Source organism: Ruegeria sp. E8, from assembly GCF_056533985.1.
Map to the genome: position 1 here is coordinate 145,721 of NZ_JBQFOY010000003.1, position 22,356 is coordinate 168,076.

Here is a 22,356-nt window from a genome sequence, read left to right on the forward strand (position 1 = left end):
CGAGTCGAACTACCACCAGTGCCTTCCACATGGCAGAATGCATTCTGCATTGCAATAAGAAACCAAATTGATATCTGCTTGCGTAATTGAGCTAAATTGACGCGGTGCACCCTGGCTGCATGCTGGATGAGTACGCTTGACGGGGTTGGTGTGCCGCTCCACCATCCGGGTCGCACCAAACAAGGTCGGAAGAAACCATGACATCACAAGAGACAGGTCGTTCAGAACCAAGTCTGACGGAAAACGCCCGACCGCGAAAAGGGACGATCCAGTCTGTATCGATCGCGGCACGTTTTCTTTCGATATTGGCGAACTCGGAGGGACCACTGCCACTGAGCGAGGTGGCTCGACGCACCGGAACCGGTGGGTCAACGGCACATCGCTACTTGAATTCGCTACAGCAGGAAGGTCTGGTGTCGCAGGAGCCGGGCTCGGGTCACTACGATCTTGGTCACGCGGCGCTTGACATTGGTCTTGCCGCTTTGCAGCGCCTCGACCCGATAGAAGTCGCGGCGCAGCAAATGAAAGAACTTGCGGGTCGCGTCGCTGCCAGCGCCGGGGTGGTCGTTTGGACCGAGCGCGGACCTACGGTGGTTCGGTGGTATCGCAGCGCGTATTTTTCAATCAGCTCGCTCAGTTTGGGGGACGTACTGCCCATCGACAACTCGGCCTGTGGCCTGGTGTTTCAGGGATTCCTTCCGCCGTCCATGATCAAAGTCGCTCGCCGCAACCAACCATCCAGAACGCGGGGCAAACCGCCAGGTCGCGATGTGCTGCAGGACATACGAGCGTCCGGTCTGGCCGAGTTGAGCAGCCATCTGATGACCGAAGTTACCGGCCAAGCCGTACCGGTATTCGATGCGCAAAACGAAATCGTATGCGCGATGACCATCGTTGCTGACTTGGGCAGCACAATTGGGCCCAGCGCGGACGGCGCTTTGGCAGAGGCCGGGTATACGGTCGCCCAAATGACCGGTACGACCAAATGGACCGAATTTACCCGGCGCACCGACATTGCTTGACAACCAATTGCACGCGTTTTTAAGTTCCGCTCAACCTGCCAGACCCAGCTGATTCACGGCAAGGCCGACTTTCTGGCAGGCATGGCCTGCGGGCCATGTTGTCATGCCGCTTTGTGCGGCGCATCTATGGATCAGCGAACTATGCTCTCTCTCAATGATTTTCCCCGTTGGATTGTTGTGGCCACATCGCGCACGCATAGAGTGCATTTCAGAGCAACCTTCCCACAAGGGTTGTTTGTCCGGGGTGAAATTCGACTGTCTGAACGACACTCAAACCCGCGCCAAAATGCTTTGATCGCACCCGCCTGATCCGGCCACTTCCATACACAATAACCGAGACAATCCATGCCCCGAGAAATTCAGAATCTGCTCGAACCGACAGAACATGATCAACCTGATGCTTTTGCGTCAGCAGCTGTACCCACAGCCCATCAGGAGCATATCTGGCTGCGCCAACAGCAATATCCCGAAGAAAACCTGGCTCAGGTTGCTGCCGTTGAAGTGCCAAAATCCGTCGACACGCGGCGCTTGCTGGATGCGCTTCGGAAACTGGCGATTTTGCTTCCGGAAGCCGGAGTTGGGTATCTGTTTGACGACTGTGGACAACTGCGGAAATCTTCGCTCGGACAAATACCTATTGCGTGCGATCATGCCACCAACGTTAATGCGGTTTCCGATATCCTGATGCGGGCCCAATGCGCGGAGTGGGACCTCAGCCGAGAGCCTCCGGTCGCAGCACGTTTGTTGCTTGGCGCGAATTTTCGAGTTCTGGCTCTTTTGCGGCATCGTGTTGCCGAGGATGCATTGCCGTTTCAGGTGCTTTTTGATGCCATTTCGGCGATATATGATGGCCGGGATTGGATAGATGCCCCGGTAATTCCCAACACGCTTGTGTCGGTTGACGCTATTGACGAATGTAGTGTTGACTCTCCACTGCATTGGCTGCGTTTGCACTCTGACCTGCGGCTGGAAGACGTGTCGTCGACAGCTATTGAACCCCGTCTTGGCCGGGTATGGCGCGGTGCACTGGCGCATCATCATCAGATTTCTCTGCCGCTCTCTTCTGCACCGTTGATGATCGGTCATCATCAGGACGAAACCACGCAATTATCGCGGATCTCGTCCCTCTTGTTGCGACTGCTTTGCCAGATGAGCGGCAAAGATGAGGTGAATGTCGATTACCTGATGCACAACACCGGTGCCTTCGATTTGTGCCATGCCGCAGCGTCTTCGAAGCGTCGTTCGTTTACGTGGCACAACGCAACGGATGACGAAGCCTCTTTGCGCCAAGCCCTGGCCAATGGGGGCATGGCGGAAACCGAGGCTTCTGCCGCCTCACCAGTGGTGATTGCCCTGATGCCTGAACAAACCGGGATGGCGTTGGGGGGTGATCCTTGCACGCCATTGTCGCTGCCGACAGCGGTGCGGGTTCCCGATCTGACCCTGGGCATGCGAACCGACAAGGAGCAAAGGCTGACAATCGAACTGGTCACAGGCCGCACGATCTCGGCCAACGCAGGTCTTCTTTTTCTGGAACGTCTAATGTCCATCCTACGGGGGCGACAGCCGATCCCAGAAGTAACCACGACTGTGGCTCAACCCGTTGAGGCAGCCATGGAGCCGACCGACGAGATAGCCAAGATCATCCTGGCCGAATTCCGCGACGCCTTGGCCAGCCCGGACATGACGGAAGAGGACGACTTCTTTGATCATGGCGGTCACTCCTTGGTTGCGACCCGGGTCATTGGACGCCTGCTCAGCCATCATGGGCTGGAGATCAGGTTTGCCGATCTGTTCAGCCACGCATCAGCCAAGCGATTGGCCGCACGCGCCCAGCGGGTTGAGCACGAGCAGGTGGCCGAGACCACAAACTTGGAAAAAGATCAGGATCAAGGCCCGTTTCCGCTGTCTCTGGCGCAGCAATCGCTTTGGCGCGCTTATGCTGCCTTCGGCAAAGGCGCCATCTTTAACATCCCTTTTGCTTTGAGGTTTCTCGACAAAGTGGATGAACAAGTGTTTGAACAAGCTTTTTGCGACCTTATGGAACGACATCCCATCCTGCGGGCGCTTCATTCCGACGAGGAAGGAGAGCCCGTACATCGCGTGGTGCCGTTCGATCAACTGGATCAGTATCGCTGGTTCTGGTCCAGCGCTGAAAGCCGTGGAAGGGACCGCCATGATGAGGCGCATCATATTTTTGATCTGACACGCGAACTGCCACTGCGTTTGCGGTTTTCGGTGGACCCGGACAGCGGCGAGCAGATCCTTTCGATGTTGTTTCACCATGTCGTATTGGATGAATGGTCGGTCAACCTTTTGATGGACGAACTCGTGATCGCGTATCGCTGCCGCGCCGATGGCCGGGCACCAGTATGGACAACAGACCCAGTACCTTTCCTCCGGTTCACCCAGTCGCAAAAAGACTCGGGCTTGAACGAAGCGCACCTGTCTTACTGGGCAGATAAACTTGCAGGCGCACCGCGCGCAATGCCTTTGTTTCCACAAGATATCGACGATGACGCACCGCGGTCGCCAAAAGGCGGTTGGGTCGAACTGGAGTTGGATACCAAAGTCTCTGAAGGGCTTTATGCACTGGCCAAAAAGCAAGAGGCATCGCTGTTCAATGTTGTCTACGCAGCTATTGCAACCAGCATAAGCCTGCTAAGCGGACAGCAGGATTTTGTCATCGGGACATCAGCATCCGGGCGCAACCGGACCGAGTTTTTCGACACGGTTGGGTATTTTACGACCATTGTCGCTCACAGGGTTCAAGTCACGGATGAGACAAGCGCAGCAACTCTGATACAAACCGTGCGCGACGACGTCGCCGAGTCGCTGCCGCACAGCGAAATCCCCCTGGATCTGGTGGGCCGCCGCCTGACCGGAGGCGAACCCCCTGCGATGGAAACCATGTTCGAAGCGTTCATTCAGATCCACGCGCAAAACAAGCTGAACGGCGCACTTACGGACGCGCAGGGTCGGCACATCGCCTTCCGTCAAATCGACCCGGATAAATCCGAAACGCTTCTTGGGTTGCAGTTCGAAGTGCTGGAGGAAACGGTTGGAGAAAAACGTGGAATCCGGGTGATGATGAGTTATCGCGCGGACCGATATGGACCTGATCGGGTCGAGCAGATCCGCGACAAGCTTGACGCCGTGTTTGCCCGCTTCGCGGAACCGGACGCCGCTGCCCTTACGTTGTCAAACTTGGCCGACTGAACACAAGTATTGATTGGAAAAGTGAGAGGCGCATAAAGCGCCTCTTGGCTAGGCCGGTGTGGTCTGTCGGATGCCCGCCACAACATCTTTGGTTGGGTGCGACAAATTCTCGGGCAGAATTGCGCGACCCAAGTACTCGGGCAACTCGCGCAGATGCCTGTCAAATTCGGCACGGCTGGTCAGAGCCGGGTCTGCATCCAAACTCAAACTCATTCCCCGCCCCTGCCTGTCGGCCCGGAATGTCAGGTTGAAACCGTCAGCAGATCCATTCGACAACACAACCCGTGTGCTGTCACAGCCGAAAATCTCGGGTTCTTCGAATGGCATCACATTGATCAGCGGCGAAAAGAAGAACCGCCGCCCCGACCCTATTCCATGATCTGCCGCAATCTGTTCCACCCGGTAACGCCCATGGCGGCGCATCAGGCGCAATTCACGCGCAGAACGCTTGAGGAAGCTCGCAAGGTCTTCGTTGCTGGCGCTTGTTGTCAAGTAGAATGGCAGGATGTTGACCCCTAGCGAAGGGATCATTGCATTCACGCTTCCCATCCGGCTCATGAATGGCAGCCAGACCGGCAGTATCCGATCCGACCCCGTTGAAGGGTCCGAAACCGCCTCGGGCAGCCGATGCAGCAAATAGGCGCCCGACACGAGAACCAGCATATCCGGCCAGCTTAGGCCAGTGTCTTTTGCTAGAGACAGCAAGCCCTGTTCAGTCGGTTCAGAAATTGGGCATTCACCCCACAGGCCTTCAACACCGTAATCCTCGTCGCCTTTCTCCAGCACTTGCAAATGCCCCGGACCGGACAGGCGGTCTTTCCAATAACTCTGATCCGCTTCGTAGCGCGGACTTTCTGCATAGGCTAGGTCTTCGTCGATGAAATCGGTATACGGACGGAAGGGTGTGCCCTGCTCGGCCTTACCCAACTTGTGCAGATACAGTTGGGCAACCCGTTTCTCGAGCAACAGCATGCTGTATCCATCCAGAATGATGTGGTGTCCGCGGTTGTACCACATCCAGTGATCGTCGCTCAGTTGTAGGAGCCATTGCTGGGATATCGGCTGCGAACGCAGGTCGATTACCTTTTCCATATCCTCACGCATCCGGCGCAGCGCTTCCTGTCTAGGGTTTTGTTCGTTGCGCAGGTCCATATTCCGCAAAACCGGTCGATAGTCCGGATCGCAGCTTTGCAGTGGAAAGGGTGCATCAGGTTTAGCGTGAAATCGTACGCTCAGGGTTTCTGCTTCATCGCAGGTTTTTTGAATGGACCAACTCAGCGCATCGCTATCCAGCCGGCCTTTTATTTCGATGCAGTGTCCCACCGTCGAAACCGGCAGGTCGGGATGAAAGGTGAATTCTTCCCAAAAGTCCTTTTGTGCCAGCGTCAAAGGCATCAGGCGGTTGGGGTCTGTTAAATCTGACATAGAGCTTCCCAGAAATTTGGAGTGTGTGCCGCAGGTGACCAACTGATCACGCAGCGCGTGTGACAAGATCCGAAACCTGCCGCGCCGTTTTGCAACCGATCAAAGCCCCTGGCGTGATCGCCACGCCGAAGCTCGCATTCAATCTGCGCGCGACCTCGGGCAAATGAGATGGCCTCAAACCCAGAGCGATCAACGGGCTGTCCTCTTGCAGGCCCGTCGGTGCACTGCAGGCGAGAACAGAGAGGTAGACATCCAGAATGCGATCCGCATTGGAAACATCTCGCCCGGCGGTAGCACCTGTTGGAGCAGAGGCGTTTTGCGGCAGCTGTGCCAGTTCCCGGGCCCGTTTGCGGTCAAGCTTTCCATTAGCGCTTAACGGCAAGGCATCGACCATAACAAACCGGCTGGGAACATGGGTTTCCGGCAGGCAACCGCGCGCAAAGGCACGAAGTTCAGAAGACTCTGGCGAAACAGGCCCACGTGCCACACACAGCGCCAGCAAGGTAGCCTCGCGCCCATCAGCCTCGGGCAGATCGACCACAGCCACGTGACTCAGCTCGTCATGCCCGATGAGTTCGTTTTCGATATCGGCGAGTGACACCCGCACACCACGGACTTTAACGTAACCGTTGATCCGGGTGGCAAAAATCAACGTCCCGTCTGGGCGATAGTACCCCTGATCACCGGTCTTGAAGGCGCGTTGAGTCCGGTTCTGATCATCTGTCAAAGTGACAAAATCGGTTTGCCTGAGGTTCCCGTCGACCACATAGCCTGGCGACAGGTTGACGCCCGTCGTGTGAATGCGGCCCGTGACGCCTGCCGGGCAGTGTTCACCCAGCTCATTACAGACGAAGTACCGGCAACCCTGCAGTGGCCGACCATAGGGGATCACGTTCACATCCTCAGGGTCGATATCGTGCCAGATGCTCCAAATGGTTGTCTCTGTCGGACCGCCTAACGAGATCAGCCGTGTTTCCGGTAGTATCTCACGAAGCGACGAAATCGTCGCGGGTTTGATATAGTCGCCACCCTGGGCAATCAGCCTCAGCGAACGCAGATCGTCATCGCAACTGCACGCCAGCAACATCTCCAGAATGGCAGGAACCGAAGTCCAGATTGACACCCGGTGATCCCGAACCAATTGAGACCAGCGTATGGCGTCTTTTTCTTCGCCTTCCGCAGGCAGTACCAGAGTGGCACCGGCCGTCAGTGCTCCGAAAACGTCGAAGACCGACATGTCATGGTGCAGCGGCGTAACCGAGATCAGCACGTCCTGCGCGCCGACCCGCCAGTGATCCAATGTGCGCCCCAAAGTATTGGACGTGCCACGATTGCTGACAGCGACGCATTTCGGCTTGCCGGTCGTGCCGGACGTAAACAAGTAATAGGCTGGAATTTCTAAGCTGCTGCGCTTGAGCAAGGTGCATGCGTCCGGCGGGGCGATCCCATCGGTTGAAAACGACAACAGATCTTGCGGCGCGACACAATCATGTCCTTCAACCGGCTGCCGTAACACCACAAGATCAGGCGAGCAGGCATCCAGTAGGTATTGCAGACGCGCCGCTGGTGAACTGGCATCGATCGGCACCCACCGAATTCCTTCGATTGCGCAAGCAAGCTGAAAAGTGATGTGGTCAGGACTGCGCGGCAGGCAGATGGCAACAAGATCACCGGATTTCAAACCTCGTGCCAGCAGAGCCCCCATTGCAGACAGAACAGAAGCGCCCAATTCAGGGTATGAGATCTCTGTTCCGTTACAAATCAATGCTGTTGTACTGGTTTTCCCTTCGAACAGGTTCGCGCCAATCCGTTTCAGGAACTCGGAACACTCGAATGGCTCCACCGGATCATTCAGGCAATAATGCGACAGATCCACAAAGTCTGAAGCCTCAAGTTGCAACCTATCCGCCGCCGAAACCGAAAGAATTGCGCGATTGATGGCCATCAGAAGGTCGGACACGGTCTCGTCAGATAGCGCCTCCTGTGCGTAGTCCAATGACACGATCAGGTTCTTTTCGCTGTCCAACGTAAGGCGTATGTCCAAGGCCGTTTGAGGCGTTGGCGTCAGTCCGTCCTGATATCGCATCGGGCTGTCTGGGTGAAGGGCTGGCCAGGTCAGCCCGCTTGTAATCACGACCGGCAGGGCGAGAGAGCCACCGTTCTTGTTCAACAACATCCGGTTCAGATCCACGCCTGAGAACGCAGTGTGCTGCAGCCCTTCCAGTACATCCCGCTGTACCTGCTTTGCCCGGTCCGCGAAACTGCCAGAACTGGCATCATAGGCGAGGGCGATAAATGACGAAGTATTTCCGGTGGTCGATCTGCCGCCTCCGGGTGATACCGGAACGGCGACGCAGGGTTTCAGATCGCTGGTCCAGCGTGCGAGAACCTCCAGGATCAACGCCGTCAGCGTCGCATTCTGAAACAGCCCTTCTTGCGCAGCCCTTCGCGAAAGGTCCCGGATTTTCGTTTTCGGCACCACCAAGGTTTGGCGATTGTAACGGGATTGGGCGATCTGTTCAGGGTCTTTTTTGTAGGGCAATTGCGGGGGCGCCGAGACAGCGGCAAGTTTGCGTTTCCAGTATTCGCCATCCGCTGATCGCTGATCCGCATCCGTCGGTTCTTCTTCTCCAACAAGCGGCTGCGGCGGTGTCCCGTCACGTTCCTCGGGCGCCAAGACAAAAAGCAACAACTCATCGATCGAATGCGCGTCCAGGATCAAAGCGTCGAACCGGGTCATTACTGCCAGATCCCCATCCGGCATGCTTATTGCAATCAATCCCCAGGGCGACTGATCGGGCGAAAAGACACCATGCGACCAACGGTCCTTCAGGGCAGAGAGTCGGGCTTCTGCCTCGGTTGCGCCAAGTGCTGAGAAATCCAGCGTTTCAATATTCAGAACTGGTTCTGTTCGCACAGTCTGGGTGAGGGTCAGCGGATCGATATATGTGCGCAAGGCGGGATTGGCCTGCACTGCCGCTTTCAACCGTGCGCGCAGCACAGCCAACGGCATTGCACCGCGAAACAACTTAAAATCCTGCATGGCAATGCCGCCAAGCGGCAACTGCAATCCACGCCCGAGCAGATACGCTTTTTGTAGTGGATTCAGTGGTTTTCCGGTCGATTGCCCGACCAACTGCCCGGGTGCCGATACCCAGTCGGTGAAGGATCGTTCAAAAACTTCCGGGTTATGGGCCAAATGGGCAATCGACTCGCAGAACGTGTCGAAAACCTGCCTGACCCAATTGATGTCGGTCATGTCCCTGCGGACGTCCCAATTGATCAGAACCTGATCCCGCATCCGCGCAACCTGAACATCCAACGCGACCTGAGGACCTTGTGAAATCACCCAGACAAGGTCACCAAATACCTCGCCCGCCATGTCCGACAGGATCGGTGAGCTGCCGGTCGCAAGCCCTGCGGTGAAAACCACCGGTGCGCGTTGCACCTCACCTCGATGGCGCGACAAATCCCGCAACAGTGCGGGACCCGAATAGGCGGTATGTGACAGCTGCCGCTGGATATCGGACCAACAGCGCAAAGAAAGCGATTTCAGGCTGTCATCCGATCTCAGTTCGGCGGCAAACAATCCCAGGTCCGAAAAATCCCCGACCAAACCAACAGCCTTAGCTGGACGATCGAACCGGGGTAGGTTTAGACAAAGGCTTTCAGCCTTCAACGCGCGCGACAGGGTGGCTGAAAACAAAGCCAGCAACAAGCTGGACAGCGTCACCCCGCCTGAGTTTGCAATGGACTGAAGCGCAGCGCGATCCCCGGCCGAAATCCATTTTGACAGTCGCGTGCTGCACGGCTTTTCTTCCTTGTTCAAAGGGCGCGGCAACTCAGGAGCAGGAGGCAGCGTATCAAATCGGCTTGCCCACCACGCCCGGTCCGCGCCGATTTGTTCAGGTTGCGCAGCCGCAGACTTTCGGAAATCTGCGTAGCATGGCAATGGAGGCTGTTTATCCACTGCACCGTCGGAGTAAATTTTGGCTAGGTCATCCATTACGATGCCAAAGCAAGACGGGTCGGCTGCGACCATATCGATATCCACATGCAACCGCTGCTGTTGTCCGGGAAGCAGGCTCAGGTGAAACTCGACGCCATGACCGGTTTCCAGCGACAGGCGCTGATGGGTTTTTTCCTGCCGAATCCGCTCCAGTTCGCGCGACAGTTCAGCCTCTGTCAGATGGCGCAGATCGGACATGCTGAGACCATGTTCCGAATCGATCGCAGCTATGTGTGCATCCCCGTTCCCCGCGACCGCCAACCTTAACATCGGATGTCTTTGGTAGAGCATCCGAACACTCGCCTTCAGCTTTTCGACATCCATCAATCGCCCGTAGAACTCGCCATATAAGTGTGCAACAACACCATCTGAGGCTGCAGCGGAGTGGCCACCTGTCCAATAGGCGGCTTGCATCGAAGTAAGGTCCAAAATGAGGCCCTCTAAAGTGGTTGACATTTCACGACAAAAATACTCAAGTATTTTTGACCGTCAATACAGCCAGCTCAAAATCAGGTGGTGTTGCTGCGGGTATTTGGTGAAATGAGCAGTTCGGTTTCAGCGTCCCGGTGACGTGCAGCTCGACGTGACTATGGCAAATAAAAGTGAAGTTAAAAATTATGATAAATCAAAATGTTGAATTTCACGATTGGCCAAAAGAGCTGGCTGAAAAATACCGTCAAAAGGGATATTGGATTGACCAGCCGCTGACGCGCGGAATACGCCAGCAGGCTCGGGTACAACCTGATGCCACGGCAATAATTTGCGGGTCTCGAAACTTAAGTTACGCAGAGGTTGAACAGCGTTTTCTTGCCCTCGCCCGGCGATTTTCAAATGCTGGGCTTGGGCGTGGAGATACCGCCCTGGTGCAACTTCCGAACTGTGCGGAATTCTACATAACGTTCTTTGCCTTGCTTGAGGTCGGTATCGTCCCTGTCAATGCTATTTTCAACCACAGGCAGAATGAACTTAATGCCTATGCTGATCAAATTCGGCCCAGTGTTCTGATTGCTGATCGCAGTCACCCGATCTTTGAAAATGATCACTATGCCCAATCGCTGAAAGCTCGGACCGGCAACCTAAAGACTATTCTGTTTCGAGGAGACACTGGTGCAGACAGCCTTGCAAACTGGATGGACCCGAACCCTGATGGTGTACCTGATGTTTCGACTGCTCCAACGGACCCGGATCAGGTCGCGTTTTTTCAGCTTTCCGGTGGCAGCACGGGCACGCCCAAACTTGTTCCGCGAACGCATAACGACTACGATTACAGCGTTCGGGCCAGCGCTGAGATTTGCGGCCTGCCGCAAAACACTCGATTTCTATGCGCTCTGCCCGCACCGCACAATTTCCTGTTGAGTTCCCCCGGCGCTTTGGGCGTGTTTCACGCAGGCGGAACTGTAGTTCTTGCGCCCAACCCAGATCCTCAGACCTGCTTTCCGATCATAGCCCGCCACAAGATCACGATGGCAGCACTGGTTCCCTCGGCCGTGTCGATGTGGCTTCGGGCAGCAGAGCAGGTGCAAACTGACCCGAAAGCGGAAAAGCACGATCTGAGTTCGCTTGAGTTGGTGCAGGTCGGTGGCGCAGCCTTTGCCGAAAGCGAAGCCCGCCGTATACCGGTTGTTCTGGGCTGCGCGCTGCAACAGGTTTTCGGGATGGCAGAAGGGCTGGTGAACTACACACGGGCAAACGACGACCCCGAGACTATTTTCACCACACAGGGCCGTCCGATCAGCGAAGATGACGAAGTACGGGTCGTCGACGAAAATGGCGAGGACGTTCCGGATGGTCAGACGGGCATGCTGGCCACCCGCGGCCCCTACACGTTCCGGGGCTATTTCCGCAGTCCCGAAGCGAATGCAAATTCATTTGACGATCAGGGATTCTACTTTAGCGGCGATCTGGTGCAGCGCCTGCCCTCTGGCCATTTGCGCGTCGTTGGGCGCGTAAAAGATCAGATCAACCGCGGAGGTGAAAAGATCGCCTCGGAGGAGATCGAGAGCCTGCTCATGCGCCATCCACAAGTCCTTCAGGCCGCCTTGGTGCCAGTCGAGGATATCCTGATGGGCGAAAAAAGCTGCGCGTTCATTGTGGCCCAAGGCAAGCTGCGCCCGGTCGCACTGCGACGCCATCTGGTTGAATTGGGCGTCGCTGACTACAAGTTGCCGGATCGCGTGCAGTTCATCGAGGAATTGCCGCTCACCTCGGTCAGGAAAACCGACAAACGGGCATTGCGCAAAATGCTGTCGACCGACGCTGCGGAAATCAAAGCAGACAAGACATCAGCTCTGGAAACCCTTTGAAATCATCTGTCACAAAAAAGGACACGAAAATGCTGAACCGAAACTGGCTTGAAACACGTGTGCAAAGCCTCATTGAGGATGAAGAAGATATCGCCGCTGACGAAAGCCTGATCTACTATGGGCTCGACTCTATCCGCGTTATGGAGCTTTCGACGGAACTGAAAGAACAGGGAATTGCGGTCACCTTCGAAGAATTGGCCAGCAACCCCACGATAAACGCATGGTGGAGCCTGATTTCCTCCCGTCAAAATGCGGCCTGACACATCTTTGACCTTTAGAAACGCAACAGGCTGGCCATGGGCGGATACCGCAGGGCCAGCCGTTTTTTCATGGCGAATGGTCGGCGATCACGACAAGTCAATGGAGCTGCCCGAAACGCTGCGCCGTGCTGTCGCCAAACGTCAGAACGAGTATCTCGCCGGGCGCTGCGCCGCGCGGCAATCCATCGGGGCATTGACAGGCAAACTTCTCACGCCGGACACCGGCGGCGACCGCGCGCCAATCTGGCCTGCGGGTCTGGTGGGTTCAATCAGCCACGGTGGCGGCATTGCGGTCGCTCTTGTTGGTGAGCAAAGCATCTATCAGGGGCTTGGCGTGGATATTGAGCCGTGGTTGAGCCATGATAAGACCACCAAATTGGCTCCCCAGATACTGACATTGTCGGAACGGCGCGGCGCTGTGTCGCCCGAACTCGTCACGTTGGCGTTCTCTGCCAAAGAAAGCCTATTTAAGGCATTGTATCCTCTGACTCGCGTATGGTTCGGCTTTGAAGATGCGGTTCTCGTCGCTTGCGACCAAAACGGGACGGGAGTTTTGCGCCTTTGCCGTGATCTGGGGCTGGATTGGCCTCGTGGTTCCTGCCTGTCTTTCAGACACACCCGATTTCGCGGGGCAATACTGACCCGGGTTGAAATACCTGCACCTCAGGCCCTCAGAGTCGCGCCACCATCTACATAAAGGTCAGCCATGGTCACATGTCCGGCCTGATCCGACAACAAGTAGATCGCAGCCTGAGCAATATCCCCGGGACTGGCGAGTTTACCCAGTGGGATACCGGTCCGGAATTGATGCGGATTTCCGGCTATGACCTCGGCGGCCCCGGTGTCATCCGTCCACATACCCGTCAGCATCGGTGTCAGTGTCGACCCCGGCGCTACAATGTTGCAGCGAACGTTCCGGCCTGCCAATTCCAATCCCAAACAACGCGCCATCATCGTCATCGCGGCTTTGGAAGCTGCATATGCGCCCATGTTGATCCGGGGAATACCCGCCGCGTTTGACCCAATCATGACGATTGCGCCCCCGCCGCCTTGCGCCATGCTTTGGCCCAGAGTTCGCCCGACCAGAAACGCGCCGTCGACATTAACAGCGAACAGCGCGCGCCAGCTTTCGGGCGACATTTCCAAAAGAGGCTCGGTGTTCAGAATTCCTGCGGCAAGCGCGCCAAGATGAACCGGGCCGAAATGCTGCTCTGCATCGGCGATGCAGTCGGATACGTCCTGTTCTTCAGTAACATCCAGTACTGTCCACCTTGTTCGAGCATCATCCTGCGGGGCGAGCGCAGCCAATGCGCTTGATGTATCTGTGGCTGTGATCAATGCTCCAGCGTTGCTCAGGGCCTCGACGATTGCCTGCCCCACGCCACCGGCTGCTCCGGTCACGAATGCGTGGCGGCCTTCAAACCCGGTTAGCTGCATATCAACTGTCCTGCATCATTCGTAAGATCTGGTCGGTCGTAGCGAGACCGCCACAGGTGGATGCGACCCAACTCATGGCCATGTCGTGGCGCACACGATCAAAATCGGCCTGAGCATCGGCCACAGCAAAGTTTTCGATGTCGCGCTGAAAGGCTTCGGACGCTGTCGCAAGGCATCCAATATGCGCGTAGATCCCTGTTATCAGAAGCTGATCGCGTCCACGGGCACGCAAAAGGCTTTCCAGATTTGAACGTTGAAACGCACTGTATCGATGCTTAACCAGCACGATATCCTCAGGCTGCGGCTCAAGGTCATCCACGATATTGCAGTGCTCGGGGATATCCCTCATGCCGGGCCCCCACAAGTCCGCCTGCAATCCACGATCCGGCAGAAATTGATCACCTTCCTGAGCGGTATAAAACACCGGGATCTCTGCGCGCCGTGCCGCGCGGATCAATTCTCCGATATTGCGTAATACATCCGGCAGCGGCGCCTGATCCGCCGGGTATGGGGCACAGAAATAGCGTTGCATGTCATGCACCAGCAACGCGATGCGATGACGTTCGGGCACCCATGGGCCACGCGCGATAGGAAGCTCCTGAGCTGTCGGCAAATCATAAGCGGCAATTTTCGGCAAAGCCATCCGGGTTCTCCTTTTCTTCAAGCCTGGCCAGTCCCGCTCAGACCGGCCAAGGGCGGAAGGCCCAATGCTGCCAACATGGCACCGAACTTCGCGCCGGTCTCGGCGCTTTCGCTTGCCGGGTCGGAGCCGGGAACGATACCTGCCCCCGCAAAAAGTCTGGCATGCCGACCGCAGATTTCTGCGCAGCGGATGGCCACGTACCAGGCACCATCGCCGTTCTGATCGCACCAGCCTGCGGCGCCGGCGTAGAAGTTGCGATCGACAGGCTCCAGTTGTTTGATAAGCTGAGCCGCGCGGTTAAGCGGGACCCCGCACACGGCTGGCGTGGGGTGCAGTTGGGCCGCCAGAACAGCTGAAGACACATCGTTGTGTTTCAACTCACCTTCGATCCGCGTGCCCAGATGCCACATGCTGCGCGTCGATGTCAGACCCGGACCATCTGGTCGTGTCAGATTGCGGCAATAGGGTGAAAGGATGTCGAGTATGTACTCGACCACCATTGCATGTTCACGCTTGTCCTTTTCTGAACGTGCGAGCGCACCGGCGGCCTCCGAGTCGGAAACCGGATCTGCATGACGCCGGGCCGACCCGGCCAACGGATAGGAAGACACCCGCATTCCTTGCTTGCCAACGAGGAGTTCTGGGGTCGCCCCAATCAAGTAACGGCCATGGGGCTCGCCCTCGTGCCCGGGCAGTCTGATCTGATAGGTCGTGACGGCCGGGTCGTTCATCAGCCGGGAAAGGATCGCCTCGGATTGGAAGGGATGTTTGGATTCCAATGTCAGGGTGCGCGCCAACACGATTTTGCGCAGGGCGTCAGGGGTTCCCTCCTCGTGCTCCATAATACGGATCGCTTCGGCAACGGCATCGGCGAAAACGGGAACCGGAGGCTCCGCGCGCGGAGCCGATGCAGCCGAGTCGTGAATGTCGCTATCACCGTTAGATCCAGCGGATCGCATCGTCTGAGGTGCAGCCCACAAGCAATCCGTTCGGCGCTTGTCAAAGGGCAGAGCGCCTCCGATCACGACGTCGTCCGGCAAAGAAAAAAACGCCTTGCCCAATCTGGTCTCAAGCGTGTCAACAGTGCCACGTTCCACTGCCGAACACGCGGATTGTGCGGTAACGACCCGCCCAGCGCCGCGAAAGGTGAAACATGCAGGCGTGTTGCAGGAAGTGGAACTGCGGGACCGTTCTGATACAGACAGCATTGATATTGCCCCTTTTTCGTTACGCGCCAGGCCAATGGCCGCGCAAATGGGTTTTTTGGGTAATGCTGGCTTTTGCTGGCAATCGGCGCTGGCACATCTTTCGCGTGCCTCGCGCCTGTTCCTGATGACGCACCGCGCAGCGCATACGAACTCAGCCGTCAGCGCAGCCTGTTCCTGCGGTTCGGCCAATGGTCGATCTGCTGGCGAATGAACCATTCACTGATCTGGGCAAACAAGGGCGCAACGAAGTCAGGGTTCAGACCCAATGCGCGGGCCCATTCGCTTCGATTGTCCAACATTTCTCGCACCCTTTCAGGTGCTGGCACAGCCTGCAGGTCGGGTTTGAAATCTGCCGCGGCTTTGACGTAGTCCAAACGCTTACTTAGCAACCCGATGATTTGCGCATCAATCGCATCGATGGCTTGCCGTACATCTTCCAGACCAGCGACCTGCCCAGGTTCCGGGACATTCGGGGTCAGGGGAGCGGTTGCCGACATATGCGCTGCAGGATGCAGACTCTCTGAATTGCCCGACGTCATCCTGCCAACTCCTCAAGTTTGGAAATGTCGGGAATGTCGAAATGCTGGGCCTTGAGCATATCGCGCAGACTTCGCTTATTGATCTTTCCGACGCCCGTTTGCGGAAAAGTGTCAACAAAGATGAACTCATCAGGTATCTTGAAACCGGCAATTCCGGAATTGGCCAATTCGCGACGCAACTGGTGACTTTTCAGCTTGCACCCAGGAGTTGCGATGACAAATGCGCACAGGCGTTCCCCGACACGTGCGTCAGGCCGTCCGACGACCGCTGCGTCCAGCACACCGGGATGCGCCACAAGCAGGTCTTCGATTTCGTCGACACCGATCATCTCGCCACCGCGATTGACCTGATCTTTCTTGCGACCTTCAACGGAGATGTACCCGTCGCGGTCGCGCGCGACGATGTCCCCCGTGCAATAGAAGCCGTCTGCGGAAAACGCCCGCGAATTGTGTTCGGGCATGCTGAAATAGCCACGAATGGTGTACGGGCCGCGGGTCTGAAGTTCACCGGTTTCACCGGGTTTGGCCTCGGTTCCGTCATCCCGGACCACACGCACCTCGTCCCATTTCGACATTGGGGTCCCTTGGGTCGTGTGAATGCGTTCAACATCGTCGTCCAGACCCGTGTAACAGATAAGCCCTTCGGCCATTCCCAACACCTGCTGTAGCTTACAGCCCAATCTCGGGGCCACTTGCCTTGCATTCGAAGGATTGAGCTTGGCGCCGCCCACTTGCAAAACGCGCAGCGAATAAAGAGGTCCACGCGAGAATGCGGCCTCGATCCACATGATTGCCAGCGGCGGAACAAGTGACGTTATGTTGACACTATGCTTGTCGATCAGCGCAAAACAGGTCTCGGGCCCCGGATCCGGGGCCATGATGGCTGTTCCCCCGACGGACAGGGTGCCCAGAACGCCGGGGCAGGCAAGGGGAAAGTTATGTGCGACCGGCAGCACGCACAGGTATCTGGTATCCCGATCCATGCCGCTGGCTTCGGCGGCACAGCGAATGTTGTAAAGATACTCCATGTGCCGACGGGGGATCAGTTTCGGAACCCCTGTTGTACCGCCTGAAATCTGGAAACACGCAACATCTTCGGCCTCCGGCATGGGCCAGGGACCAAATTCGGTGCCCGGGTTGCTGCCTTTGCCCCGCAACTGATCAAGGCTTACATGTCCCTGCGCATCGCCCAGAACGATGATATGTTCAATCGAAGGTGTTTCGGCTTTGACCCGCTCGGCCATGGCCACCATATCATCGCCACCCGACCGTTCCGGTACGATACAGGCGCGTGCCCGAACAAACTCGGCAAACTGACCGATTTCGCGGTCGCGATGCGCCGGCAATGCCAAAACCGGCACCACGCCCAAACGAAACAACGCGAACAAAAGCTCGATGAAAGTAATCGAGTTTGGCAGCTGAAGCACAACCCGATCGCCGCGCCGAAAACCCAGATCGTAAAGTGCACTTGCCAGTTTCAGTGCACCGTCATGAAGATCATCGTAGCGGTAGGTACATCTGCCGTCGATCACCGCTTTTTTCGAGCCAAACCTTGCCTTTCCATCCACCAGGAAACCAAAGAATGTCTCGTCCTGCCAAATGCCTTCATCCCGATACCGCCGCGCGACATCATCGGGCCAAAAGGGACAAAGTGATTGCCAGTCAAGTGCGGAAACAGTCATGTCAGATTTCCCGGGAAGTGTCGGATCCGGTGGGAAAGTCGTGATGACTTGTGCCTGCGGAAAGAAGAGATTTAGGGCAGAGGAGCGTCCAGCTCGCAGGGGGCGCAACAACCTGGCGGTATATTGGTCAAATGCATGGATCGCTCCATTCAGGTATCGAATTTTCAAAAGTTGCGGCAGGCTCACTGGCCGCCGAACACCGATAGGCGACTCTTTTAGTCAGTTAATTTCTGAGCCAGAATCTACGGAATGTAAAGACCCTTATACGTGTATTTTTCAATTGACTTCCCTCATAGGTGTAGATTCGACCCGATGTAAAATACTGTAATTTAAATATTTTATGGCCCTTCGGATAGATGACCCAAGAAGCTGTCTGCAGAATAATTTGATCGAAACAGACCGCGCTCAACCAAAGCGGGAAGCAACTGTTCCAATGCCAAACGCATTGACTGCGTTGATCCGCCCGGAACACAAATGAACCCGTCAATGGCACCGGCGCGTGCCCATTGGGCTACTTCGTTCGCAGCATCCTGAACCGTCCCGACAATCTGCCAGTGGCCGGATCCCATAACTTCGGGCTTGGTCAATAAATCCCCAAGTAACGGCGAATCGCGGCGGATGGTGCGTTGCAACAATTCGGCGTGAGTTTGGCTGGGACAATTTGCTGGCAATGTCGGCAGATCGGCAGCAGTGATTGGGCGATCATGCGGCCAATCGGTCAAATCCAGCCCGATCATGGCACTGATCCGTCTGATGGCGCGGTTCCGGTCCGCACGTGCGTGCGTAGCTCGAAAAAGGTCTTCCGCCTCAGCTTTGCTGTCCGCTAGGTACAGGCTGAGACCGGGCAGCAGGCGAATGTCGCCAGCATCCCTCCCCTGACGCTCGGCGCGCTTGCAGAGCGACTGACGCAAGGAAGCCGCAGCGTCGCGGTCTGGGGTTGAGGCAAAAACTGCGTCTGCAATGGCAGCCGCGAAATCCTGCCCGGAATCAGATGCCCCGGCCTGGACCAGTGGAATCCGATCGCCGGACCACGCTGGAAGGTTCAAGGGTCCCTGAACCTGAAATTCTTCGCCAACATGATTGATCGGCCTCACAAGGGACGCATTCGCATAGCGACCTGCTTCACGATCATTCAGGATTGCTGCATCGGGATAGCTTTCCCACAAGGCGCGCACGACCTTGACGAATTCGGCGGCACGCGCGTACCGCTCTGTGGCCGGTGGCATCGACGCCAGTCCAAAGTTTTCTTGCCCGCCAAGTGCAGTCACGACGTTCCAGCCAGCCCGACCGCGGCTGATCCGGTTTAATGTCTGCAACTGACGGGCTACAACGTAAGGCGGCAGGAACGTGGTGGATACAGTCGTCAGCAACCCGATCCGGCTCGTTTCATGTGCGATCGCCGCCATCATCATCGTGGGATCCATGCTGGAAAACCCGGGGCCGGTTTCCAGAACCTGAAAATCCAGACACAGCGTATCCGGCAGGAAAACGAAATCCAGTTTCGCGGCCTCGGCTCGCTTGGCGATATCGGCGGCGAAACCCGGCTCGTGATAGCTTTCGATACCGCTGTCAGGACGGCGCCAGGCGTCTCCTCTCAGCCAGGTCGGTGCAAGTGACATTCCGATATGCAGCTTGCTCATGTCGCGTAACCCCTGAAACCTAAGTCGATTTTCCAATTGCCGACTCTTTTACTATGGAATAAGAGAGGCGCAAGCAAAGAGCGAGGGCCACACGGTGTTGGAGCTGTGTAATGTTTCAGTATCCTATGGCAAAAACCTCTGCGTGCGCGACATATCGCACCAGTTCGCCGAGGGAAGATTCACAGCGCTTGTAGGGCCCAATGGATGCGGGAAATCCACCTTGTTGCGTGCTGTTATGGGACTGTTGCCAATACAGCAGGGCGAAGCACGGCTTGACGGGAAACCCATTCGCACCCTGAGCCGCCGCAACCTGGCCCGCAAGGTCGCCTATTTGCCGCAAGACAATCACTGTCCTGATTACATGACGCTGGGAGAGCTGATCGAACTGTCCGCTTTTTCCCGCAGCCGCGTGATGCGCGGCCCCAGCGCCTCGGATCGCAAGTTGTTTCGGGATGCGCTGCAGACAGTTGGCCTGCTGGACATTGCACACCGCCCTTTGAACACCTTGTCCGGCGGGCAACGACAGCGCGCCTGGATCGCGATGGTGCTGGCTCAGGACGCTGAATTGATCCTTATGGACGAACCGGTGAACCATTTGGACGTCGCCTATCAATATTCGGTTCTGAACTTGGTCGCGCGGTTGGCGCGGCAAAAGGGCAAAACCGTGGTTTGCGTCCTGCACGACCTGAACCTGACAGCCAGCTATGCCGATGAAGTCGTTCTGATGCGTGATGGCCGGATCGAGGCTGCCGGGCCGGTACGCGAAACGATAACGGTCGAGAACGTGACACGCGCTTTCGGCATGGAGACCGAGATTTTCGACCGCAAAGGCCGCCTTGTTTGCCTGCCTCAAACAACGGAAATGTCCGCATGATCGCTGACGAGGGCCGTTCGCGACGAGTTCGGGTTTTGCTATTTGCCAGCGGCGTTCTGGTGATGGCATTGGGGCTGAACCTGTGCGTGGGCACACGCTGGATTGGCCCGAATGATTTGATCGATGCGCTTGTACATTTCGATCAGGACCGGCTGGAACATTTTCTGCTGTGGTATCAACGGGTACCGCGTGCGTTGATCGCGGTTTACACCGGCGCGATGATGGCTTGTGCGGGCGTTGTACTGCAGTCTCTGATGCGCAATCCACTGACGTCGCCGGCAACTCTGGGTGTGAATTCCGGGGCGACGTTGTTTGTGGTGCTGGGTGCAGCAATTTGGCCTCAACTGTTGAGCAACGACTATCTGGTTGCTCAGGGTATAACCGCGTTGGCGGGTGGCGTTTTCGGGGCGGTTCTGGCGCTGACGGTCGCCCGGCTGTCAGGCCTTGCCCAAGACCCGCGCGGGTTTTCCCTTATTTTGGCCGGGGCGCTCGTGGCAATGCTCGTCAGTGGCGTAACCCAGGCCATATTGTTGTCTGACCCGCAGCGCCGCAGTGACCTTTTGGGCTGGGCTTCGGGCAACATCAACCATGTATACGCAGACCGCTTGGCGGCATTCTGGTGGATCGGTGCGCTCTGCTGCGGGGTACTCTTTGCTCTGGCACGCCCCTTGAACCTCATCCTTCTTGGTGCAGACAAGGCAAGTTCAATCGGGGTGAACGTGCCACGAGTATCCCGTATCTCGATGCTGTCTGCGGTCTTTGCAGCGTCTTCCGCCGTCGCTGTCTGCGGACCGGTGGGATTTATCGGGCTTGTGGTGCCCCATATCACGCGCCCCCTGCTGGGCGCAGCCGTTGGCCCGCTGATGCTGGGCTCTGCGCTGATCGGGGCCGGGTTGTGTCTGGTGGCTGATCTGGCGGCGCGAATGATGTTCCAGCCCTACATCCTGCACACCGGCGTGGTGATGGACCTGCTGGGCGGGGCTTTCTTCGTTGCGATCATCAGGCAACACTATCTCAGCGGTCGGGCGGGGCAGTTGGCATGAGGCTGACCCGCGCTCTCGATTCCCGCCCGGTCCTGCGATTTGAGGGCGGGCTGGACCTGCGCTTGGGCAATTTGGTGGCGGGCATTGCCCTGACACTGGCAATCTTCGCGACTGCCCTTTGGTCGCTGACATCCGGCGATACCCCAATTCGGCTAACTGATCTGACAACAGGTGAATTGAGCGATGATCAGCGTTTCGCCCTGAACTATGTACGGCTTCCACGCCTGCTGCTGGGCCTGCTGGCGGGGTGGTGCCTGGCCATCTCAGGAGCGATGTTGCAATCGCTGACTCAAAATCCTTTGGCCGATCCGGGCCTCTTGGGGCTGAGTCAGGGTACGATGATCACGATCATGATAATGCTGCTGTTTCTGCCGTCCGCACCTACGGCATTGATACCAATGGCCGGTCTGGCCGGAGGTCTGATTTTGCTGCTGATCCTCAGACTTCTGCTGCGCGGAAACATGGGCGATGGTCTGGCCATTCTGCTGATGGGGATCGCACTGGATACCGTTCTGAGTGCAATCACGGCCCTGCTTGTCCTTTACACACCTGCCGAAATCTCTCTGACCGTATCAACATGGCTGGCCGGGTCACTGTACCTTTCAAGTTGGTCTCAGGTGAATGGTTTGCTGCCGTGGGCTGCGCCAAGCGTGCCAATTATCGTGTTTGGCGCCCCATTTTTGCGTCCTCTGGATTTAAGAGACGACCGCGCGACCGCCATTGGACTGAACCCCGCCCGCATCAAGCCGGTTCTGCTGCTGGCCGCCGTTGTGTTGACCTCGATGGCAGTATCCGCCGTGGGGCCAGTTGTGTTTCTGGGGGTCATGGCGCCGCATCTGGCCCAGTTCCTTTCGGCAGCGACTGGTCGCGCTCGGTTGATCCTGTCCGGCCTGATGGGGGGCTGGCTGGTGTTGCTGGCAGACCTGATCGTGCGCACAGACGCGACACAAACGAACATCCCTCTGGGGCTAGCCCTGACACTGTTGGGAGTCCCCCTTTTCATCATCACATTGCGCCTGCGGATGCTGCGAAACGCTTTCCAATCCTGAGAC

16 protein-coding genes are annotated in these 22,356 nt (G+C 57.0%); 8 read left to right on the forward strand and 8 right to left on the reverse strand.

Going from position 1 to position 22,356, the window contains the following annotated elements; translation table 11 throughout:
* The first annotated feature begins 197 nt into the window (after nucleotides 1-197).
* Nucleotides 198-1,022 carry an IclR family transcriptional regulator gene (locus ACR0LF_RS05965; protein ID WP_480580294.1) on the forward strand — a complete coding sequence of 275 codons (825 nt, stop codon included), beginning with the start codon at nucleotides 198-200 and terminating at the stop codon, nucleotides 1,020-1,022.
* Nucleotides 1,023-1,367: 345 nt separating this feature from the next.
* Nucleotides 1,368-4,241 carry a condensation domain-containing protein gene (locus tag ACR0LF_RS05970; protein ID WP_480580296.1) on the forward strand — a complete coding sequence of 958 codons (2,874 nt, stop codon included), beginning with the start codon at nucleotides 1,368-1,370 and terminating at the stop codon, nucleotides 4,239-4,241.
* A gap of 48 nt (nucleotides 4,242-4,289) precedes the next feature.
* Here ACR0LF_RS05970 and ACR0LF_RS05975 read toward each other — a convergent pair whose 3' ends face one another.
* Nucleotides 4,290-5,666: a condensation domain-containing protein gene (locus ACR0LF_RS05975; RefSeq protein WP_480580299.1), complete on the reverse strand. Its 1,377-nt coding sequence runs from the start codon at nucleotides 5,664-5,666 to the stop codon at nucleotides 4,290-4,292.
* Nucleotides 5,667-5,712: 46 nt separating this feature from the next.
* Complete coding sequence (locus ACR0LF_RS05980; RefSeq protein ID WP_480856136.1) at nucleotides 5,713-10,104, reverse strand: amino acid adenylation domain-containing protein; 4,392 nt, start codon at nucleotides 10,102-10,104, stop codon at nucleotides 5,713-5,715.
* Between the two features lie 188 nt (nucleotides 10,105-10,292).
* Between ACR0LF_RS05980 and ACR0LF_RS05985 the strand changes: the two genes are divergently transcribed.
* The 3 genes from ACR0LF_RS05985 to ACR0LF_RS05995 all read left to right on the forward strand — a co-directional run bounded on the left by ACR0LF_RS05985 (nucleotide 10,293) and on the right by ACR0LF_RS05995 (nucleotide 12,935).
* Nucleotides 10,293-11,978, forward strand: a complete 1,686-nt coding sequence (locus ACR0LF_RS05985) for a (2,3-dihydroxybenzoyl)adenylate synthase (RefSeq protein ID WP_480580305.1) — start codon at nucleotides 10,293-10,295, stop codon at nucleotides 11,976-11,978.
* 29 nt (nucleotides 11,979-12,007) lie between these two features.
* Nucleotides 12,008-12,238, forward strand: coding sequence for a phosphopantetheine-binding protein (locus tag ACR0LF_RS05990; protein WP_480580308.1), 231 nt, complete (start codon nucleotides 12,008-12,010; stop codon nucleotides 12,236-12,238).
* A gap of 100 nt (nucleotides 12,239-12,338) precedes the next feature.
* Nucleotides 12,339-12,935 (forward strand): 4'-phosphopantetheinyl transferase family protein, encoded by a 597-nt coding sequence (locus ACR0LF_RS05995; protein WP_480856137.1) that lies wholly within the window; start codon nucleotides 12,339-12,341, stop codon nucleotides 12,933-12,935.
* On the opposite strand, the gene ACR0LF_RS06000 is transcribed toward ACR0LF_RS05995, so the two are convergent.
* From ACR0LF_RS06000 to ACR0LF_RS06025, 6 genes are all read right to left on the reverse strand, one after another.
* Nucleotides 12,902-13,675 (reverse strand): SDR family oxidoreductase, encoded by a 774-nt coding sequence (locus ACR0LF_RS06000; RefSeq protein ID WP_480580313.1) that lies wholly within the window; start codon nucleotides 13,673-13,675, stop codon nucleotides 12,902-12,904. The two genes, ACR0LF_RS05995 and ACR0LF_RS06000, sit on opposite strands and share 34 nt — an antisense overlap.
* A 1-nt stretch (nucleotide 13,676) precedes the next feature.
* On the reverse strand, nucleotides 13,677-14,318 hold the full coding sequence (locus ACR0LF_RS06005) for an isochorismatase family protein (RefSeq protein WP_480580316.1): 642 nt from the start codon (nucleotides 14,316-14,318) through the stop codon (nucleotides 13,677-13,679).
* Between the two features lie 17 nt (nucleotides 14,319-14,335).
* Nucleotides 14,336-15,526, reverse strand: coding sequence for an isochorismate synthase (locus ACR0LF_RS06010; RefSeq protein ID WP_480580319.1), 1,191 nt, complete (start codon nucleotides 15,524-15,526; stop codon nucleotides 14,336-14,338).
* A gap of 158 nt (nucleotides 15,527-15,684) precedes the next feature.
* Nucleotides 15,685-16,023 (reverse strand): isochorismate lyase, encoded by a 339-nt coding sequence (locus tag ACR0LF_RS06015; RefSeq protein WP_480580322.1) that lies wholly within the window; start codon nucleotides 16,021-16,023, stop codon nucleotides 15,685-15,687.
* Between the two features lie 38 nt (nucleotides 16,024-16,061).
* Nucleotides 16,062-17,747, reverse strand: a complete 1,686-nt coding sequence (locus ACR0LF_RS06020) for a (2,3-dihydroxybenzoyl)adenylate synthase (protein ID WP_480580325.1) — start codon at nucleotides 17,745-17,747, stop codon at nucleotides 16,062-16,064.
* A gap of 338 nt (nucleotides 17,748-18,085) precedes the next feature.
* Entirely contained in the window at nucleotides 18,086-19,387 is a 1,302-nt protein-coding gene (locus ACR0LF_RS06025; protein ID WP_480580328.1) for an NtaA/DmoA family FMN-dependent monooxygenase, read from the reverse strand.
* Nucleotides 19,388-19,529: 142 nt separating this feature from the next.
* Here ACR0LF_RS06025 and ACR0LF_RS06030 point away from each other — a divergent pair, with 142 nt between their 5' ends.
* Genes ACR0LF_RS06030 through ACR0LF_RS06040 form a run of 3 tightly spaced genes read left to right on the forward strand, consistent with a single transcriptional unit; the run spans nucleotide 19,530 to nucleotide 22,353 of the window.
* The gene (locus ACR0LF_RS06030; RefSeq protein WP_480580331.1) at nucleotides 19,530-20,261 is read left to right on the forward strand and encodes an ABC transporter ATP-binding protein; all 732 of its coding nucleotides are present in this window, start codon (nucleotides 19,530-19,532) and stop codon (nucleotides 20,259-20,261) included.
* Nucleotides 20,258-21,304, forward strand: coding sequence for a FecCD family ABC transporter permease (locus tag ACR0LF_RS06035; protein WP_480580334.1), 1,047 nt, complete (start codon nucleotides 20,258-20,260; stop codon nucleotides 21,302-21,304). The genes ACR0LF_RS06030 and ACR0LF_RS06035 overlap by 4 nt, the downstream gene beginning before the upstream one ends.
* The gene (locus tag ACR0LF_RS06040; protein WP_480580337.1) at nucleotides 21,301-22,353 is read left to right on the forward strand and encodes a FecCD family ABC transporter permease; all 1,053 of its coding nucleotides are present in this window, start codon (nucleotides 21,301-21,303) and stop codon (nucleotides 22,351-22,353) included. Before ACR0LF_RS06035 ends, ACR0LF_RS06040 begins: the two co-directional genes overlap by 4 nt.
* The last annotated feature ends 3 nt before the right edge of the window (nucleotides 22,354-22,356 follow it).

Excerpts from the sequence above, each read along its gene's own strand:
- ACR0LF_RS06025 (WP_480580328.1), bottom strand. The coding sequence starts at position 19,387 with ATGAGCAAGCTGCATATCGGAATGTCACTTGCACCGACCTGGCTGAGA.
- ACR0LF_RS06035 (WP_480580334.1), top strand. The coding sequence starts at position 20,258 with ATGATCGCTGACGAGGGCCGTTCGCGACGAGTTCGGGTTTTGCTATTT.
- ACR0LF_RS05995 (WP_480856137.1), top strand. The coding sequence starts at position 12,339 with ATGGAGCTGCCCGAAACGCTGCGCCGTGCTGTCGCCAAACGTCAGAAC.
- ACR0LF_RS05970 (WP_480580296.1), top strand. The coding sequence starts at position 1,368 with ATGCCCCGAGAAATTCAGAATCTGCTCGAACCGACAGAACATGATCAA.
- ACR0LF_RS05990 (WP_480580308.1), top strand. The coding sequence starts at position 12,008 with ATGCTGAACCGAAACTGGCTTGAAACACGTGTGCAAAGCCTCATTGAG.
- ACR0LF_RS06020 (WP_480580325.1), bottom strand. The coding sequence starts at position 17,747 with ATGACTGTTTCCGCACTTGACTGGCAATCACTTTGTCCCTTTTGGCCC.
- ACR0LF_RS06015 (WP_480580322.1), bottom strand. The coding sequence starts at position 16,023 with ATGTCGGCAACCGCTCCCCTGACCCCGAATGTCCCGGAACCTGGGCAG.
- ACR0LF_RS06005 (WP_480580316.1), bottom strand. The coding sequence starts at position 14,318 with ATGGCTTTGCCGAAAATTGCCGCTTATGATTTGCCGACAGCTCAGGAG.
- ACR0LF_RS06040 (WP_480580337.1), top strand. The coding sequence starts at position 21,301 with ATGAGGCTGACCCGCGCTCTCGATTCCCGCCCGGTCCTGCGATTTGAG.
- ACR0LF_RS05975 (WP_480580299.1), bottom strand. The coding sequence starts at position 5,666 with ATGTCAGATTTAACAGACCCCAACCGCCTGATGCCTTTGACGCTGGCA.
- ACR0LF_RS05965 (WP_480580294.1), top strand. The coding sequence starts at position 198 with ATGACATCACAAGAGACAGGTCGTTCAGAACCAAGTCTGACGGAAAAC.
- ACR0LF_RS05985 (WP_480580305.1), top strand. The coding sequence starts at position 10,293 with ATGATAAATCAAAATGTTGAATTTCACGATTGGCCAAAAGAGCTGGCT.
- ACR0LF_RS06010 (WP_480580319.1), bottom strand. The coding sequence starts at position 15,526 with ATGCTGTCTGTATCAGAACGGTCCCGCAGTTCCACTTCCTGCAACACG.
- ACR0LF_RS06000 (WP_480580313.1), bottom strand. The coding sequence starts at position 13,675 with ATGCAGCTAACCGGGTTTGAAGGCCGCCACGCATTCGTGACCGGAGCA.